General features: G+C 51.5%; 16 protein-coding genes. 10 read left to right on the top strand and 6 right to left on the bottom strand.

Annotated features, from left to right (window positions below; all coding sequences use genetic code 11):
* Window positions 1-16: 16 nt before the first annotated feature.
* The 4 genes from M1L66_RS03410 to M1L66_RS03425 are packed head-to-tail and all read right to left on the bottom strand — an operon-like array spanning window position 17 to window position 4424.
* Entirely contained in the window at window positions 17-1342 is a 1326-nt protein-coding gene (locus M1L66_RS03410; protein WP_187022626.1) for a sulfatase family protein, read from the bottom strand.
* Window positions 1343-1377: 35 nt separating this feature from the next.
* Window positions 1378-2196, bottom strand: a complete 819-nt coding sequence (locus M1L66_RS03415) for a carbohydrate ABC transporter permease (protein ID WP_434690875.1) — start codon at window positions 2194-2196, stop codon at window positions 1378-1380.
* Entirely contained in the window at window positions 2193-3071 is an 879-nt protein-coding gene (locus M1L66_RS03420) for a carbohydrate ABC transporter permease (RefSeq protein WP_187022624.1), read from the bottom strand. The genes M1L66_RS03415 and M1L66_RS03420 overlap by 4 nt, the downstream gene beginning before the upstream one ends.
* 12 nt (window positions 3072-3083) lie before the next feature.
* A complete protein-coding gene (locus tag M1L66_RS03425) occupies window positions 3084-4424 on the bottom strand; it encodes an ABC transporter substrate-binding protein (protein ID WP_434690879.1) in 1341 nt (446 codons plus the stop codon).
* A 135-nt stretch (window positions 4425-4559) separates the two neighbouring features.
* Between M1L66_RS03425 and M1L66_RS03430 the strand changes: the two genes are divergently transcribed.
* Together M1L66_RS03430 and M1L66_RS03435 are read left to right on the top strand one after the other, a co-directional pair.
* On the top strand, window positions 4560-6398 hold the full coding sequence (locus M1L66_RS03430; protein WP_434690882.1) for a sensor histidine kinase: 1839 nt from the start codon (window positions 4560-4562) through the stop codon (window positions 6396-6398).
* Window positions 6382-7164, top strand: a complete 783-nt coding sequence (locus M1L66_RS03435) for a response regulator transcription factor (protein ID WP_187022621.1) — start codon at window positions 6382-6384, stop codon at window positions 7162-7164. Before M1L66_RS03430 ends, M1L66_RS03435 begins: the two co-directional genes overlap by 17 nt.
* Window positions 7165-7188: 24 nt before the next feature.
* Here M1L66_RS03435 and M1L66_RS03440 read toward each other — a convergent pair whose 3' ends face one another.
* Window positions 7189-8499: an MFS transporter gene (locus M1L66_RS03440; protein ID WP_434690886.1), complete on the bottom strand. Its 1311-nt coding sequence runs from the start codon at window positions 8497-8499 to the stop codon at window positions 7189-7191.
* Window positions 8500-8931: 432 nt separating this feature from the next.
* On the opposite strand from M1L66_RS03440, the gene M1L66_RS03445 reads away from it, so the two are divergent.
* The 3 genes from M1L66_RS03445 to M1L66_RS03455 are packed head-to-tail and all read left to right on the top strand — an operon-like array spanning window position 8932 to window position 11289.
* The gene (locus tag M1L66_RS03445; protein WP_434694188.1) at window positions 8932-9429 is read left to right on the top strand and encodes a class I SAM-dependent methyltransferase; all 498 of its coding nucleotides are present in this window, start codon (window positions 8932-8934) and stop codon (window positions 9427-9429) included.
* Between the two features lie 46 nt (window positions 9430-9475).
* Window positions 9476-10825, top strand: a complete 1350-nt coding sequence (locus M1L66_RS03450; RefSeq protein ID WP_187022620.1) for an MATE family efflux transporter — start codon at window positions 9476-9478, stop codon at window positions 10823-10825.
* Window positions 10826-10878: 53 nt separating this feature from the next.
* Entirely contained in the window at window positions 10879-11289 is a 411-nt protein-coding gene (locus M1L66_RS03455; protein ID WP_187022619.1) for a C-GCAxxG-C-C family protein, read from the top strand.
* Window positions 11290-11375: 86 nt separating this feature from the next.
* On the opposite strand, the gene M1L66_RS03460 is transcribed toward M1L66_RS03455, so the two are convergent.
* Window positions 11376-12230 (bottom strand): MurR/RpiR family transcriptional regulator, encoded by an 855-nt coding sequence (locus M1L66_RS03460; protein WP_187022618.1) that lies wholly within the window; start codon window positions 12228-12230, stop codon window positions 11376-11378.
* Between the two features lie 278 nt (window positions 12231-12508).
* Here M1L66_RS03460 and M1L66_RS03465 point away from each other — a divergent pair, with 278 nt between their 5' ends.
* The 5 genes from M1L66_RS03465 (at window position 12509) to M1L66_RS03485 (ending at window position 18997) form a co-directional block, all read left to right on the top strand.
* A complete protein-coding gene (locus M1L66_RS03465; RefSeq protein WP_434690891.1) occupies window positions 12509-13948 on the top strand; it encodes an FAD-dependent oxidoreductase in 1440 nt (479 codons plus the stop codon).
* Window positions 13949-14009: 61 nt separating this feature from the next.
* On the top strand, window positions 14010-15281 hold the full coding sequence (locus M1L66_RS03470) for a citrate transporter (protein WP_434690894.1): 1272 nt from the start codon (window positions 14010-14012) through the stop codon (window positions 15279-15281).
* A 94-nt stretch (window positions 15282-15375) separates the two neighbouring features.
* A complete protein-coding gene (locus M1L66_RS03475; protein ID WP_434690896.1) occupies window positions 15376-17511 on the top strand; it encodes a hydantoinase/oxoprolinase family protein in 2136 nt (711 codons plus the stop codon).
* Between the two features lie 36 nt (window positions 17512-17547).
* Window positions 17548-18219 (top strand): hypothetical protein, encoded by a 672-nt coding sequence (locus tag M1L66_RS03480; RefSeq protein ID WP_434690899.1) that lies wholly within the window; start codon window positions 17548-17550, stop codon window positions 18217-18219.
* Window positions 18220-18349: 130 nt separating this feature from the next.
* The gene (locus M1L66_RS03485) at window positions 18350-18997 is read left to right on the top strand and encodes a metallophosphoesterase family protein (RefSeq protein WP_434690902.1); all 648 of its coding nucleotides are present in this window, start codon (window positions 18350-18352) and stop codon (window positions 18995-18997) included.
* Window positions 18998-19061 lie beyond the last annotated feature (64 nt).

Consider the following 19061-nt stretch of genomic DNA (forward strand, 5'->3'; position numbering starts at 1 on the left):
CGGCTTGCCGGACTCTCTATTCCTCCCTTAAGGTACATCCCGGATCCAGGTCGGAGAGCCGGTTCACCCATGCGCCTTCCGGCTTCGGCACCCGGTATCCGACACGGAGAAGCGGATCACCGGTCCGTTCCATCCAGTTTTCCAGGCGCAGCCGCAGATCATCATATACGTCTTTGCAGTCATTGCTGTTCACCAGGTTCTTCCGCTCCAGCGGATCCAGGGCCAGGTCGAACAGCATCTCACGTTCATGGGTCTGACGCAGCAGTCCGGCATCTATCATGTCATCCTTGCTGGGCGAGGCGTCTATATTGGCCGGAACGTATCCGTTGTGGTAGTCAAAATACCGGATCAGTTTATAGCGGCTGGTGCGGATACAGCGCATGGGCTCATAGGCCGCGTGATAGGTGACTTCCGCAAATATCTCGCTGTTGATCTCCTGCTCCGGATCCGTAAACAGCCCGGCAAAGGAACGCCCCTGTAGGTAGTCCGGTTTTCTTATCTCAAGCATATCACAGATCGTGGGATAAACATCGATCTGGGAGATCAGAGAATCGCTGATCTTTCCCGCCGCCTGGTTTCCTGCGAATTTCATGATCAGCGTCACGCCGATCCCGGTATCGTAACAGTTGCATTTCATAAATGGAAATGCGATTCCATGGTCAGTCGTGAAGATGATAATGGTATCCTCTTCACGACCGGAGCGCTTCAGTGCATCCAGCACAACACCGACCGAATCATCGGCAATTTTTGCGGAATACATAAAGTCGGCCATGTCCTTCCGATTCTCTTTTGTGTCCGGTATGGTCATCGGAGGCTTCACGTAATCCGGATTCACAAAATCAGCGGGCGCCTCCGGATACCGCCGGTGAGTATTGATAAATCCCACGGACATAAAAAACGGTTTGTCTTCCTGATAATTCAGCAGATAGTCAGCCGCGCGAGTGCTGGCGGCGGTGTCTCTGCGGATAAACTCCGAGTGATGGCAGTCCTCGTCAAACCAGTAGTCATATCCCAGCATGGAAGGATTTGACGCCTCATGCTGAACACCGAACAGGCAGGTATGGTAGCCCTGATTTCGGAGGAAATTTGACAGATGCGTATCGTAGCAATCCATCTGAAATCCTCTCTGTGCCAGCCCCAGCATATTGGTGCTGTGAGGAGACTGTCCTGAGAGCAGTCCAACCCGGCTGGGAGAACAGGTGGGAGCGGCGCAGTAGGCCTGACGGAACAGCGTTCCTTCCTGCGCAAGCTTCATCAGATTCGGCGTTTTTACAGCTGTGCCGAACGGCTCTAAATAGCGGCCGCTGTCATGGGTATGTAAGTATAGAATGTTTTTTTTCACAGAATACTCCTTTCAAGTACTTTTTCATCCTTTTTTCAGCCTTTGACGGCCCCTGCTGAGACCCCGCCTACAATATACTTCTGGCCAAACACAAAGATGATGAGGACCGGCAGGGCGGTCAGAGTGATGTCTGCACTCACCAGGTTCCAGCTCTGCTCAAACTGGCCGAAGAAATTGTATACAGCCAGTGTCATGGGCCATTTCCCTGAATTGTTCATAAAGTACAGCGGCATGGAGAAGTCATTCCAGATCGCCATGAAATTCAAGATTCCCACAGTGACGATGGTTGGTTTCATCAGCGGAAAGATGACGCTGGAAAACAGCCTCATGGGACCGGCTCCGTCGATGACAGCCGCCTCGTCTATCTCTCGTGGAAGCGTTTCCACGAAGCCGAACATAAGAAACAGCGCCAGCGGAATATTCATGGCCACATAGAGGAAGATAAGCCCGTACCGGGTGTTAATAAGCGCGGTGGCCTTCATGATCTTCATGAGCGCCACATTGTTTACCGGCATGGCGATTCCCAGCACAATGAGATAGTAAATAACCCGATGCAGCCGACTGCGGTTCCGCGACAGCACATAGGAGGCGGCGGAGACAACAGACAGAATCAGCAGTACGCTGAAGGCTGCATACAGGGCGCTGTTAAAGAAGGATGAAAGCAGTTTTCCGCGTTCGATCACGGTGGTATAGTTCTCAAACATGAACTTTTCCGGCAGAGTCAGCGTCATGACCATGGATTCTTTCTGTGATTTGAAGGAATTTACCAGAACTACAAGCATGGGTACCAGGACAATCAGGCTGGCGGTCCATGCCGCCAGATTGGCCAGTACGGTACAGAGTCTCTTTTTCATTGTTCCACCTCCTTGTTGCCCACTGCTTTTAAGATGAAATAGGAAATCATCATGACAAATATAAAGAGAAGGCTGGAAAGCGTGGTGCCCATGGCGTAATTGCCCTTGGAAAATTCGCTGTATACCGCCGTGTTGATGACGCCTGTAGAATTGCCGGGGCCGCCGTTGGTCAGGCTGTAGATTAAGTCAAATACGCGAAAGCCATAGGTGATGTTTAATACGGTCACGCTGATAATTACATTTTTAAGGAGCGGAAGCGTCACATACCGGAATTTACTCCAGAAACCGGCGCCATCCAGCTCCGCCGCCTCGTAATAAGTAGAGGATATGGAATTCAGCCCGGCGATGACCACCATCATTACGTATCCCGTACCTTTCCAGGCATCAACGGCAAAAATAGATTTAAATGCAAAATTTAAGTCTCCCAGCCAGTTCTGGGCCAGAAAATCGAGCCCAATGGCTTTTAACGTGATATTGATAAAGCCGCGGCTGGGATGGAGTATGTTCTTAAATACCAGGCCGATGATCAGAAAGGACATGACCTGAGGAAGAAACACCAGCATCCGGTGCATGCTTTTCATCTTTACCATCCTGCTGGTGAGCAGGATGGCCAGGGCAATTCCGAGCGTGGTCTTGGTGATGGAGCTTATCGCAGTAAATACAAAGGTATTTTTGATAAACATCCCGTAATTCGTACCTCCCTCAAAAACCTTTAAGTAATTTTTCCAGCCTACGAAGTTTACTTCGCTGCTGTACGCGTTCCAGTCCGTAAAGGAATACCCGATTCCCATAATGCCCGGCAGAAAAAACAGACCGAGATAGAAGACGAGTGCGCCAAGGGTAAACCAGGTTGGATATAGTTTATTTGTCTTCATAGGCCCTCCGATTTATTCCCAGGCCGGGTCTTTCTGCAGTTCTGCCTGCTCTGCCCGTCTTCTGGAGATGCTTTCCATCACCTGATCCGATGTCATGGCTCCTGTATACATGGCTTCGATATCTTTTCCCGTATCCATAAACTGGGGATCAATATATTTTACGCCTACCTGCATGATGGTTCCTCTTTCCAGGGAATCGATATATTTGTTGAATTCATCCGGGTAAGAAGGTGTGATCTCCGGCCAGCAGAGTCCCATTTCCTCTGGATTGTTGTCCTGTCTGTACTGTAAATTCTCCGGTCTGGCGAGGAAACGGAAAAATTCCAGGGCATACTCGACGTTTTCGCTCTTCTTATTGATAAAGTAGGCGGCGCTGGAGGCATTGTTTGCCAGCACGTCATTGTCTCCGAACGGCATCAGGAAGATACCAATCTGATCCTTCATCTCCGGATACGCTTCTTCCACCTGTAAGGCAAAGCCGGGAGCCGCCAGATACATGGCCGCTTTTCCTGTTCCAATCTCGTCCTTTGCCGCGTCTACGGTATTGCTTAAGTAATCTTCACCGTAATATCCCAGGTCTGCAAATTCTTTCATCTGGTCTAAGATGGTTTTCATCATAGTCACGTCTTTGATGTCTTTTTCGTTATTGTTTAACGCGTCGTATAAGCCGGGTTCCAGCTTTTCAAAGTAAGGTCCGCTGCCGTAGAGCGGTACGCACTGATGCCATGCGCTCTGCGTCGCTTCGTAAATCGGGATGGTTCCGGAATCCTGAATTTTCTGGCAGACTGTTTTAAACGCTTCGTAGGTGGCAGGAATCTCCAGCCCCAGATCGGCGAATATCTTTTTGTTATAATTACAGAAATTCAGCTTTGGCTCTGCAAAACGGATGGCATAGATTTTATCGTCATAGGATACGCACTCTTTCGCGTAATCTGCCATGCGGTCCACCCATTCCTCGCCGCTTAAATCCACGCAGGTCTCGTCCGGGCGGACACGGGAGTAAAGGCTTAGAGGATCGGCATCCACGCAGAAGATATCCGGTGCCTCTCCGGAGTCCAGTTTTACTTTTAAAAGGTCGCGCCACTGGGCGTCCGGAGATACCTGGAAGTCGATTTTGATACCGGTTTCCTCCTCAAACTGGCCCGCAAGATCCTGAAGGACTCCGCAGGATGGGATACCGGACTGATGGGTTCCAAATGATAGCGTCACGTTTTTATTTTTGCCGGAAGCGGCTGCTGTTCCGGCCGCCGATGATGTCTGGTCCGTACTCTTTTCCGCCGTATGACTGCCGCAGCCGGCCAGGCAGGATACCCCAAGGGCCATCGTTAACAGTAGTGCAATTTTTTTCTTCATAGCAATCCTCCATCTAATTTTTAAAAAGTTTTTTAGTAGCTTTTTACTATGTTCTATAGTACAATAACTAGAAATAAAACAACATGCACAAAAAAGTTTTGCCCCTTGTACTTTTTTGACACCACAGGAGGAGTTATGAAATGTAAAGCACCGTCCCTGCAAAAATCGCTGCCGCGGTATTATTTCCTGGTAATCTTTGTGACCTTTACCGCAATGCTGACCGCATTTTATATTTATTATACAAAAAATTTAAGAGCCAGCGAATATCTGAATCTCCAGAATGTCTGTGATTCTGCCTGTTCCAATATGGAACAGGAGATCGAGAAGATGTCCACGGTGTCCCTAAACACGATCTATTCCAAAGACATTCTGCCCGGGATCCGGGGAATTCACGTGGATCAGCTGGGGACTCAGCAAACCTATACCCAGGTACAGGCCATCTATAATTCCATATCTGCCATGATCGGCCCGCAGCAGACGGTCGCCCAGATCAATCTCTATCATAAAAATGGTTTTTCCGTAGGTACCGGTTTTTATACGTACAACAAGAAGATCAATCTGGAGGAAAAAAGCTGGTACAGCGATGTATTGGCGGAAAACGGATACAAGATCATGAGCACTCCACAGCCAATCTCCCATTTCATACCGACAGCGGCGATTCCCTATGAACCATATTACATTTCCCTGACCAGACTTTATTTTGACGATGTCCATCAAATGGAGGGAGCGGTGGAGGTCTTGCAGAAATGTGACACCTTTTTCAGCTTTATCGACCGCCTTACCGCGGCAAACCCGTCTCTCAGCCTTCTGATTATGGACAGGAACGGGGAACTCATCTATCCTGTGGACGAGCGTGGAGAAGAGATGGCCCATTTAACCGCAGTACTGGCGGAAAAACAGGATATTCCCGCAGGCCGGACGGTTCATGTCAGAGATGAGAACGGAAGCAAGAATGCGTTGCATCGTCAGACTGTGAAAACTGTAGGATGGCAGATATACGTCTTCGAACCGGACAGCGTCATAACCAGGTCCCTGGCCGCACCGACATTTCTGTTCCTGGCTGTGCTGGTTGCCGGGCTTCTCCTCACCATGGCCGTCTGCCTCTCCATTTCCCGGAGAATCCTGCAGCCTGTGGGAGAACTGACGGAAACCTTTGAGACGCTGGTGCTGGATGATGTCTTTTCCCATACCATCGACACCGTCTCCCTGCCTCAGAGCCATTACGAGGAGATACAGACGCTGATCACTTCCTTCCGGGATATGTACAACAAGATGAACGCCTCCACCATGGAGATGCTGAAATCACAGGAAAATGAGATCCGTGCCAAGGAGATCGCCACCCAGTCCATGATGAAGCCTCATTTTCTCTATAATAATCTGGCCAATATCAGTGTTATGGCGGAGGAAAACATGAACCAGGAGATCATCACGCTGACGGAAAATCTCTGTGACTATCTGCGGTATACATCGACGGGAAGCGAGATCCGTGTGCCGGTCAGCGATGAGTTTTTGTATACACAGAAGTATTTAGCCTGTATGAACGTCCGGTACAGGGGGCGGCTGACCTGTGATTTTACCTTAGATGAGCGGATGGGGGAGATCCAGATTCCCAAGTTAAGTCTTCAGCCCATCATAGAGAATTCTCTGAAATATGCGTTCATGAAAAAGCCGCCATGGCACATAACTGTGCGGGGATATTTGGACGCAGCCGCCGGAAAGTGGCTGATTAGGATCACGGACAACGGTGTGGGCTTTACCGGGGAAGAACTTAGGAAACTGACTCACACCCTGGAATCCATTCGGGATTCCAAGGACATCACCCGCCTGAAAATAGGGGGAATGGGACTTCAAAATGTATATCTGCGGCTTCTGCTCCAGTACGGTCCGTCTGCCATCCTTACGGTAGAGAACGACCCGGAGGGAGGAGCCTGCATCACGATGGGAGGAAGCATTGCAAATGTCAGAAACAGCTAATAGAAAACAGTATGATGTAGTGGTCGCAGAGGACGAACTTCTTATTCTGGAAAATCTGGTGAAGAAAATTAATTCCATGTCCCTGCCGTTTTGTGTCAAAGGCGCTTTCGAGGATGGGGACAGCGCCCTGGAATTTATAAAAACCAACCATGTGGATCTGGTCATCACCGATATTAAGATGCCCTTTATGAACGGTCTGGAATTGTCGCGTGTCCTGCACGCCTCGTATCCGTCCATCAAAATTCTGATTATCAGCGGATACAACGAGTTTACCCTGGCCCAGGAGGCCATCGAATACCAGGTGAAGGGATTTCTTTTGAAGCCCATCAGACAGGAACAGTTAGAGCAGGCACTTACAAAGCTGCTCATTGAGCTGGACAGTGAAAATGATACGTTTCAGGCCAGTGTGCCGGAGCACTTAAAAACCATGGGGAAAGAGGAGATTGCGGGATGTGTGGAGAAGTATCTGAAAGAGAATTTCCAGAAACAGATTTCCATGGGAGATATCTCAGATAAGCTGGGATTTGCCCCGGATTATTTAAGCCATCTGTTTAAGAAATACCACGATGAGTCTCCGGTCCGGTATCTGACTGCCCTTCGCATCAATTATGCGAAACAGCTGCTGATACGCCAGCCGGATCTTGACGTGGCAGTGATCGGAGAGATGTCCGGTTACCCGGACCCGGTCTATTTCAGCAAGGTATTTAAGAAAAATACGGGGATGTGGCCGAGCCAGTACCGGGCAGAAGGGGGCTGCCAGAGATAGTACGCTCTGTCAGCCCCCGAGTTTTCAGGGTTGTGGAATATCATTTTCCAGTTCCCATATATGTCGATCTCTTCGAAAGACGAGACAGGTAGCCACGCCCAGAATACCCAGCAGGCAAAACAACGCCGCCGCTCCGGAGCCTTTTCCGGTTCCGAACATCACCGCCAGAAGGTTTCCTGGCTGCTGCGATGCCATAAGCGGTTCAAACACCTGGTCCACCAGCAGTCCGCCGAGTAAGTATCCCACCGGTATGGTGAAGAACTGCAGCGTATTGCGGGCGGAGTAGACGCGTCCCTGCATGGTCAGCGGGATCCGTGAACGGAACAGCACATCCATGTTCGCATTCATAAACGGAATGCAGATCCAGGCCAGAATAGCGCCTGCGCACCAGACCCAGGGCTGTCTGCCGAAGGCCAGAAAGAAGTTTTCCGTGCACATGGCGATCAGCAGGGAATTGCAGATAACACGGACCCTGCTTTTGGGTGGATGGCAGAAAGAGACCAGCAGACTTCCGGCCAGATTGGCCATGCCCGTGCAGGCGTTTACCATACCGAGTGCGATCCTGCTTCCTCCGTTTCTGGAAAGAATCATGGCGGGCAGTGCGGCGTTGTACATGGACGCGGTTAAGTTGATGGCCGCCAGAAACAGGATAAGATTCAGAATACCCCGGTTCCTTTTCAGGGATTTGAGGCCTTCTTTCGCGGAAACCAGCACAGATTCTTCCCTGTTTCCGTCCGCCTCCGCCTGTGGGATCGTAATAAAACATGCCAGCGTAATGAATGCGGCGGAGAACGTGATCAGGTCGAAGACCAGCACTGCGTCGATTCCTGCAAAGGAAAATACCATGGTGGCCAGTACCGGTGTGAGAACCGTTACCAGTGAATTGGAAAAGGCTCTTAGACCGGATACGCGCTGGTACTGTTCCCGCGGAGTCAGAAGGCTGACCGCCACATCGGATGCGGGCTGCTGAAGCGTGTTCATCAGTCCGTTTAACGCGTTCAGTATGTACAGGTGCCACAGCGCCAGATTCTCCGTCTTCAGCAGGATGAGTATCAGCAGTGTGGTCGCCGCCGCGAAGCTGTCGCAGACCAGCATGGTGTGTTTCTTGTTCCATCGGTCGCTTAAGGCCCCCGCGAAGATGGAGAGAAGCACATAGGGCGCATAGGAACAGATGGAGAGCAGCGCAGTGGTCAGCGCAGAACCCTTCTGCTGGTAGGACCAGACGACGAGCGCGTAACTGGTCATGGAACTGCCCAGTGCAGAAAATGACTGGGTCACCCACAGGATCAGGAAGGTGTGAAGCCCTTCGAAGAGAGTATGTAATTTTTTATTCATGACTTTGCTCCTTTTAGCGTATTTTAGGTTCTACGTTAAAATGCAAAGTCTGTCCGGACGAACCGATTGTTCATCTCCATGAAAGTACGTCCGTAATTCAGACTTTGCATGGAGCAGTATCAATACAGAGTTTCATAGCCCGCGCCTCCTTTCGTAACAGGATTATCCATGGCTATGGAGGCCATGTGCTGCTAATTTACCATATTACGAAGCAGGAAGCAAGGAAGATTCGTTAAAATGCTTCTTGACTGAAAATCATGTATGGAGTAGCCTGATAAGTAGACGTAGTGGAAGAGGCAGGACCAGGAACAGAGGCAGGCCCGGCAGCAGAGGCACGCCCATCAGAAATGGAGGAAATGAGATGAGGAATACGGAAATCGATCATGGAAAAGTGTTTGACTGGGGCCGGGCACGGGAGTTCTTCCGCGGAACCTGTATCGGTACGGAGCGGATTTTACCGGTATCGACATCTCGGAGAATCAGATCGGGCAGGCGAAGAAACTGGAGGAAGAGAGAGGCATGAATATACAGTTCCAGTGTATTCCGGCTGAGAAAGCCGGATTTCCGGACGGCGTTTTCGATGTGGTGACCGCCTGTCAGTGCTTTTTCTACTTTAATCACGAAGAACTGGTCCTAAAATACAATCCGAAATGGACCGGTTGCAGGGAAAGACGGCATCCGATCGAAATTCCCGAAAATTATGAGGAGTATTTCACCATCGGTGAGCAGACGATGTTCGATGTGTCCGTTCCCTTTACGAGAGAGAGCTGGAATGGGAGAATCAGGGCCTGCCGGGGAATCGGCGCCTCCCTTACCCCTGAGGAGACAGAACGCTTCGATCAGGAACACAGAGAACTGCTGAACCGGATTGTGCCGCCGAAGTTTGAGGTGCTGCATTACGCGGCCATGGCGGTTCTGCATAAAAGATAAGAGATAAGAGAAAGAAGATTACATCAGGAAGACAGGGGAAGAGAGTATGACAGGCCGGGAGAAACAGTACTTATTTACAAACAGCGATTTGAAACGCCTGATAGCACCGCTCATTGTGGAGCAGATTCTGGCGGTAACCGTGGGCATGGTGGACACGATGATGGTGTCCAGCGCAGGCGAGGCGGCCACATCGGGCGTATCCCTGGTGGATATGATCAACAACCTGCTGATCAATGTGTTCGCAGCAGTTTCCACCGGCGGCGCGGTGGTGTCTTCACAGTTTCTGGGACAGAAAAACCGGAAACGGGCGTGTGAGGCGGCGGATCAACTGATGATGATCACGGGGCTTATCTCCATTGTGATCATGGTGGGGGCGATTTTGTTCCGGCACGGTCTTTTGAGGCTTTTGTATGGAGGGATTGCGGATGACGTGATGAACAACGCGCTGATCTATCTGATACTGTCGGCGCTTTCCTATCCGTTTCTGGCGATTTATAATTCCTGCGCGGCGCTGTTTCGCTCTATGGGAAATTCCAGGATTTCCATGCAGGCGTCCATCGTCATGAATATTATCAATGTGGCGGGAGATATTCTGTTTATATTCGGATTCCACTGGGGCGTGGCAGGTGCGGCGCTGGCTTCACTGATCAGCCGTATGACGGCGTGTGTCATTCTGGTTATCCGACTGCATAATACGGGGCTGGAGATTCATGTCAGCTTCGGACGGCTTCGCTGGAACAGCGGAATGATTGGAAAGATCCTTCATATCGGGATTCCGGGCGGAATCGAGAACAGCATCTTCCAGCTGGGACGCGTACTGGTCGTCAGCATCATCGCTCTGTTTGGCACGACACAGATCGCCGCCAACGCGGTCGCCAACAACCTGGATGGAATGGGAGTGCTTCCGGGACAGGCTATGAATCTGGCCATGATCACAGTGATCGGCCGTTGTGTGGGTGCTGGCGATTTTGAGCAGGCGGAATATTACACTAAGAAAATGATGAAGCTCACGTATCTCATCAGCGGACTCTGCTGCCTGGGCGTGATTCTCACCATGCCGCTCACCATGAAGCTGTACGGCCTTTCGGAGGAAACCCTTAAGCTGGCGGCAGCGCTGGTGCTGATCCATGATGGATGTGCCATCATTCTGTGGCCGGCGTCATTTACCCTGACGAATGTTCTGCGGGCGGCAAACGATGTCAAATTCCCCATGTGCATCTCCATCCTGTCCATGGTGATCGTGAGGCTGGGAGCCGGTTATTTGCTGGCCGTCGGCCTCGGGATGGGAGCCGTCGGCGTGTGGTGCGCCATGATCCTGGACTGGGGCGTTCGTGTGATCTGTTTTGTGGGACGGTACCGGAGCGGGAAATGGAAGACATTTTATCGGGCGGCGTAAGGAGAGAAATGGAAAATGAGAGATGGTACAAAGCAGACGGAGGAGATTGCGTTATGAATGCGTTTATTGAGAAAAAGGTCCATGAATTATACTGGGACTGCGATGTCAACTGTGCCAGGACCATGCTGATCTGCCTGGGCGAGCTGTTCGGAGTGACGTATGAGTCCCAGACGCTGAGCGCCGCCGTCGGCCTTCACGGTGCAGGCGGTTATCGGGCGCAGTGCGGCCTGGTGGAAGGCAGTCTCATGTTTGCCGGAGTTTATTTAAATGGGCTTGGCTGGGAGGAGGAGCGGATTGTTTCCGCCTGTTACCGGTTTGCGGAAGCATTTACCGACGCATTCGGATCCCTGACATGCTTCAATCTGCGTCCGGGCGGATTTTCACCAGATGATCCGCCTCACAGATGCGAAGAGCTGACCTGCCGGGCGGTGGAATTTACATATGAGTTTATGAAGGCGCTTTAGAGAGAAAAATGGGATAGTAAGTGAAATAGAAAAAAGGTTTCCGGAGTGACAGGCTCCGGAAACCTTTTTCGATATATGACGAGGCCCTAGTATTCAAACACATAAGAATCCATCGTCTGGCTGTTGTTAATCAGCGCGTCGCTGCTCAGCTTCTTCTGTCTCAGCGCCTTGTCACTCTTTAGGAGGGCGCTGTAGATGATATCCGTTACATAGAGATACATCAGATTATCGGAAAGCGCCGTGGTGTTATTTGCGATCAGCTTGTCCGATACGATGAATTTGTAATCCGCGATATCGCTCAGCTTCGGGGAATCTACACTCGTGATGGTCAGGTTCTTCCCGCCGCGGTCAATGGATGCGCTGGCCGCCTGATAGATATCCTTCATCATAATGCTGCGCGCAATGAAGATGGATAAGTCACCGGGCGAAGTATTGGTGACCTGGAGACTGATGCTTAAGGGATCGGTGTACTCTTTGGCACGAATACCTGCAAGCTCCAGCTTGTAACGAAATTCCCTGGCGGCGAATGTGGTGTTGGCCAGGGCGTATAAGTTTATATTTTTTGCATTTTTGATCATATCCGCGGCTTTAAATACCGTGCTTTCGTCCAGGAGGGCCGCCGTGTTATTTAACATGCTCCGATAGTCGGAGGTGACGGAGGCGATAAAGTTCCCGCCGGAGGAGGGCGTCTCCTGAACCATGTTATTGTAGAAGCTTTCCTGGGCCAATGCGATCTTTAATCCATTGAATCCTTTATATCCCAGCTTTTTGCAGAAACGGTTGATGCTGGCCTCTGAAGTGCCGGTTTCATCCGCCAGAGCGGTGATTGTCGTGGTAAGAATCTGTTCGGCGTGACCTATAACGTACTGGCTGATCACGTTCTCGCTCACAGTGAAGTTGGGCTGCATGGAGATGATTTTAGAAATAACGGTCGATACCATAAAATCCTCCTTTTTTCGTTATTACAGTATACCGTTCCCACTAAACTCGTGAGGGACCTCGTTAAGTGGTCAGGTATGACTCGCACTAAGCTCGAAAGGACCTCGCTAAGTGCTCATAGTATACCATATTTGCAAAATATTTGCAAATAATGATTGAGAATGAAAATATAAATCAAATATATTGACAGCTGATGAAAATGATGATAGTATAAAATCATAAAAATAATGGCGGAATCAATTATAAAATGACATAAATGCACAAAATACACCGGAGGTAAATGAAAAAAGTGATTTGTAATGGAAATCACTTTCAGAACTGCTGTTATGATTACAGGAAAGGAGAAAGTATGAAGGAGTTTGGCTATGACAAACAGTACGATGTGATTGTTGCAGGCGGAGGGGTCTCCGGCACTGTGGCTGCCATCGCGGCCGGCCGTCTGGGAGCGGATGTCCTGATTCTTGAAGAGGGCGCGTATCTGGGCGGGGCGCTGACCGGATGCGGCGTCGGACCCATGATGACGTTTCACGCAGGCGAGAAGCAGGTGATCCGCGGCATTATGGAGGAGATCGTAGAGCGGCTGAAAACCGACGGATATTCCCCAGGCCATATTTACGACACGATGCAGTACATCAGCTACCTGACACCATTCAACTCGGAAGGCCTCAAGGTGGTGCTCGATGAGATGACGGCGGAGGCAGGCTGCACGGTTCTGTTCCATACGTTTATCGGAGCCGCGGTATGCGGGGAGGGGAAGATCGAGTCCCTCACCGTGTGCAATAAGGACGGAATCCACAGCGTATCGGCCAGGGTATACATAGACGGAACCGGCGACGGCGATGTGGCCGCGTTTGCGGGGGCGCCCATGACAAAGGGAAGAGAATCCGACGGCGCTGCCCAGCCCATGACCATGAACATGAAGTATTTGAATGTGGACACGGAAGCGATCAAGCAGCATATCAGAACGCATATCGCCGATTTCTCCCGCCATCAGGGGAATGAGGAGCTTATGGACACCGTAAGCCGTTTTTCATTCTGCGGGTTCCAGGATGAATTCCGGGAGGCCCGGGAGAGAGGGGAACTGGAGATCCGGCGGGAGGATGTTCTCTGTTTCGAGACAGACCGTCCGGGTGAGTACATCGTGAACACCACAAGAATTATCGATCACGACGCCGTGAATGCGGCCAGCTTAAGCGACGCGGAGGTGACGGGAAGACGCCAGTGCAGACAGCTGGACCGGTTCCTTCGCAGACACGTTCCGGGCTTTCAGAATGCGGTTCTGGAATTTACTGGCCCCCGGGTGGGGGTGAGGGGATCCAGACAGCTTTCCGGTAAATATACTCTGACAGCGGAAGATATTCTGGAGAGGAGAACCTTTGACAGCGTCATCGCCCATTCCGCGTATCCCATCGACATTCACAATCCCAAGGGCGTGGGGACGGACAGCCGCTTCCTCTCGGAAAAGGGAACGTACTACAGCATTCCTTATGAGACGCTGTACTGCGAGGAGATTAAGAACTTACTGGCAGCAGGGCGGTGCATTTCCGCTTCCTTTGAGGCGCAGGCGGCTATTCGGACGACGCCGACAGCCGGAGCATTGGGACACGCGGCAGGAGTGGCGGCGGCCCTGGCTGCCAAAGGGGATGGAGACGTCTCCAAAGTCAGCAGAAATGAGCTGCAAAAACGATTGAGGGAACAGGGCGCATATCTGGATCTGTAAGAAAAGTAATGGAAAATAAAATAACATGTTGAAAAAGTAATGAATGAGGAGGATTTTTTAGATGACAATTCAGGTTATTGGAATACTGGGGTTATTCGTTTTAATGGTAGTCTTGATGATGACAAGAAAGCTGCCGACTATTCTGGCTCTGCCGATCATGGCCGTAGGCATAGCACTGATTGCAGGAATTCCGTTTATGGGCGGGGAGTTCAGCATTGCAAAGGACGTTCTGGAAGCAGGCGCCATGCGTATGAGTACGGCGATTGCCGGACTGTTCTTCGGCGGTTTCTTCGGAAAGGTACTGAGCCGCGTGGGCATTACCAATACCATTATCCGGAAGGCAGCCGAGATGGCGGGAGATAAACCGCTTCCGATCGCATATGCATTTTTAATCGTAACTTCTGTTATTTTCGCGGCTTCCAACGGTCTGGGTATGTTCATCCTGGTTGGAACCATCATTGTTCCGATCATGATCAGCGCTGGCTTAAGCCCGCTGGTTGCAGGAACGATCCTGCTGCTGGGCAACGGCATCGGCGTTACATTTTCCGTTGGAACGCTGGGCGTTTACATTGATACTTTGGGACTTCCGCTGGAGACCGTTACACAGTATTCCTTCCTCTGTGCGGCTCCGCTGATCGTAGTAGCCGTCATCATGGTATACGTGATGGTGAAATCCGGCGGCAAGAAGAGAAAGGCATGGGCAATGCCGGCTTCCGATATGGGCGGTGATAAAAATGTCCGCTCGATCGCACTGATTTCCCCGCTGATCCCTGTTGTGCTCGTATTCGCATTTAAGCTTCCCTTAGTAGCCGCTATTTTAATCGGCATCGTGGCAACTCTGATTCTTGCAACACCGAAAAATGCCGTTCACGTCGTATCCAGCTCCTTCGTAGAAGGAATCCAGGAGACGGCAGGCGCCTGCGGCCTGATGATTGGTATCGGTATGGTTTTAAAAGCAGTTATGGCTCCTGAGGTCGCCGCTGTCTTAGAGCCGGTAATCAAAGCAATTATCCCGTCAAGCGCGATTATGTTTGTACTGGTATTCGGCCTTCTGTCCCCGTTAGCTATCTACCGCGGACCGTTAAACGTATGGGGACTCGGCTCCGGTATCGTGGCTCTGCTGGCTTCCTGCGGCATGAACCCGGTTGCAGCCATGGTTGCACTGAGACTGGACTCCAACGTTCAGGCAGTCTGTGATCCGACCAACTCACACAACGTATGGATCTCTGATTTTACGAAGACGGATGTCAATGATTATTTAAAGAAGACGATTCTTTGGATCGCAGTTTCCACACTTGCGGGCCTGATCGTTGCAAGCTTTATCGTATTATAATGCCCGCACCGTGCAGGCGTGTTCCGGCATACGCCTGCACATCTGCAGCGCTGTACCAGGGCGTGCTTTTGAGGAAGAGGAGAGTTTGACAATTATGAGTAAGAAAGTAAGGATAGGAATTGATGTGGGAGGAACCTTCACGGACGCGGTCGTCATCGACAGCAGTACGTATGAAGTGATTGCGAAGAAGAAGATTCCGACCACCCATGAGGAAGGCGTGGCAGCAGGCGTAGTGGCGCTCATCAGCCAGCTGATGGAGGAGCTTGGAATTGCACCGGAGGATGTGGTTTTCATCGCCCATGGCACGACACAGGCCACCAACGCGCTGCTGGAGGGAGACGTAGCAAATGTTGGCATCATCGGCATGGGAACCGGCATGGATTCAAGAGGCGCCAGGAATGAGACAAATGTAGGTGACATCGAACTGGCTCCGGGTAAATTCTTAAAGACGAGCCATACGTTTATCGACTCTAAATCAGTGAACGATTCAACCATTCAGGCCGCCATCGACGAGGTGCGCGGCGCGGGTGCGGAGGTCATAGTCGCTTCCGAGGCTTACAGCGTGGATAATCCTGAAAATGAACTGCGGGTACAGGAAAATGCCGAAAATCAGGGCCTTTACTGTACCGGCGGCCATGAGATATCCCAGCTCTACGGTCTGAAGATGAGGACCAGGACGGCTGTGGTCAACGCATCCCTGATTCCGAAGATGATGGAGACCGCCAACATGACGGAGCGGGCCGTAGTGGATACGAAGATTCAGTCCGGACTGATGATCATGCGCTGCGACGGCGGTGTCATGAGCATCAATGAGGTGCGGAAACGTCCGATTCTCACCATGCTTTCCGGTCTGGCGGCCGGCGTGGCGGGAGCGCTGATGTATGAAAAGATTTCAGACGGAATCTTTTTCGAGGCAGGCGGAACCAGCGTGGATATCTCGGTAATTAAGAATGGAAAAGTCATGATCAAATACGCCCAGGTGGGCGGCCATAAGACGTATCTGCAGTCGCTTGACGTCCGGACACTGGGCGTGGCGGGCGGCTCCATGGTGCGCGTAAACGGCGGAAAAATAGCGGATATCGGCCCGCGTTCGGCTCATATCGCCGGGAAAGAGTACGAATGTTTTCAGAAGGACGGCGAACTGGACGGATCGGAGGTGCTGTTTGTCAGCCCCAGAAAGGACGATCCGAAGGAGTATGTGCTGGTGAAGAACCCGGCCGGGAGGGAGTATTCCCTGACGCTGGCCGGAGCTGCCAATCTGCTGGGCTGCATTCCGGAGGGCGACTACGCGAGCGGCAGTGCACAGACGACGAAAGCCGCCTGGGACGCGCTGGGAACGTATCTGGGATGCACCGGAGAAGAGGCGGCCAGACAGACCATGGATCTTGCCATGGATAAGCTGGCGGCGGTCGTGGAAGAGCTGATCGATGAGTATGAGCTGGATACCCGGTTTGTAACCCTGGTGGGCGGCGGCGGCTCTGGCGCGGTAATCGTCCATTCTCTGGCAGAACGCATGAATGTAAAGTGGAAAATAGCAAAGAACGCACCATATATCTCCACCATCGGCGTGGCGCTGGCCATGGTCCGGGAACAGATGGAGAGAACCATCGCCAATCCCACAGATGACGATATCAAGAAAATGCGCTGCGATATCATTGAGAAGATCGTGAAATCCGGCGCCAATGAGGCAACCGTGGATGTGACCATCGAGGTGGACGCGCAGAAGAATATTCTGCGGGCCATAGCGACAGGCGCTACGGAGCTGCGGCAGAAGGACCTGGCGGCCGCGGATCTAAAGCCGGAGCAGCTTAGGGAGATCTCGGCGGAAGCGCTGGGAACGCCGCCGGAAGACACCAGCTGTGTGGCCTCATCGGGCCGCTGGAACGTCTATGAGTCTGTGCTAAAGAAGAAATTCCTCGGCGTATTCAGCCAGAAGAGCCGCCGCCTCTGTGTCATCGACCGGGAAGGCGTGGTAAGGCTTAAGAAGGAAAAGGCGGCTTACTTAAAATTTGCCAAGGCCAGAAAGGGTGACGTGTTCGCGGAATTTCTGGATGCCAATACCACCTTCTCCGACGCCAACGCCACCATCCCAAAGGTATTCATCTTCTATCGGGAGAAGATGCTGGATTTGACGGGAATGCAGAGCGCAGAACAGTTAAATTCCATCCTGGATGTGGAGATCGAAGGGCTGGAGGATGGCGAAGAGCTGATTGCAGTCGCATATAAGTAGGAGTCCGGATGACACAGCAAAGAAAGGAGCCTGAAAATGATATCGGATGAAGTCCTGGGCATGTTTGAACTCAGCAACGACCTGCTGTTTGGAAGGATACCGGAAGATAAGTACCGCTATTACGTGGAAGAACCTCTGCACCTTGGGCGGGAAGCCGCCGAAAAAGTAAAGGGCGCGGGCGGCATCTTCGCGCTGTATGAGGAAGCGGGAATCGAGATTATTTATCAGGAGGCCAGCGGGGAAAACTACGGCGTCTCCTTCCGGGCCCAGAGTGAATATGGGAAGGACGGAAGCGCAAAGGTCCTGATGTATAAGCAGTCCATCGCAGAGCTGGCGAAGCACAGCTGCGATTATGTGATCGGAGAAGAGGAGGCGCTGGCCGTCCATCTGGCCCATGAATACTTCCATTATCTGGAGTATCACAGCGGTGAGATAAAGGATGACAGAACACAGCCTTACTACAGCCATGGATTTGTCTCCGACTATTTGGAACCGGTGCAGCTTGTAAAGCTCTTCGGGCGCAGGCGTGAGGCGGGAATCCTGCGGTGCAGCGAGATCGCGGCCCACGCGTTTGCCAAGGAAATGATGGGACTGGAGATTCTGCCTAATTACTATGACTATACCTGGCTGATGGCCGGGGGAAAACTGCGTCGGGAAGACTTCCTGGAGAAAGCACGGCAGTTTGAGGAGATGGTCCGGAGGCGTTGAGAAACGCAGCCGGGCCATCTCCTTTTTTTCTGGAGTGAATTTTCAAACACACTTTGGTGCGGGTTGTGAAATGGCAGCAGATCGGGTATAATTTACTTAAATAAGCAGGAACAGGAAGGAGGGCGTAGTTATGCGGTATTATATATCCGATCTGCATTTTTATCATGAAAACTTAAATTACCAGATGGATCACCGGGGATTTTTAAATGCTGCTGAGATGAACGCCCATATGATTCGTCAGTGGAACAGCAGGATACGGGACAAGGATGAGGTGGTCGTGCTGGGAGATATGTCCCTCGGTACCGGTGAGGAAACCAACGGGATTCTGCGTCAGCTGAGAGGCCGGATCTGCCTGATTGAAGGGAATCACGATTCGTATCTGACGGACAGACAGTTTGACAGAAGCCGCCTGGAGTGGGTGAAGCCTTATGCGGAACTCCGGGATAATAAGAGAAAGGTGATCTTAAGCCATTACCCCATGATCTGTTACAACGGCCAGTACCGGAAGGACGAGGTTGGGCGGCCCAGGACCTATATGCTGTACGGCCACGTGCATGATACCTTTGACGAAGCGCTGGTGAACCGGTATCAGGATGAGACCAGGCGCGCCAAACGGCCGGACTGCCACGGCGGCCCGCCGCTTTCCGTTCCGTGTCAGATGATCAACTGCTTCTGTATGTTTTCGGATTATATACCGCTCACCCTGGATGAGTGGATTGATGTGGATGAAAAACGCCGCAGCGGGAGAACGGATCACATTTCTTTTCGTGCAGAGTGAGCGGCAAAGGAGTAAAAACACATTCGACAAAATTCGCAAAGATTCGACAAAATTCTACACACCC

Source organism: Hungatella sp. SB206, assembly GCF_051132295.1.
Lineage (GTDB): Bacteria > Bacillota > Clostridia > Lachnospirales > Lachnospiraceae > Hungatella > Hungatella effluvii.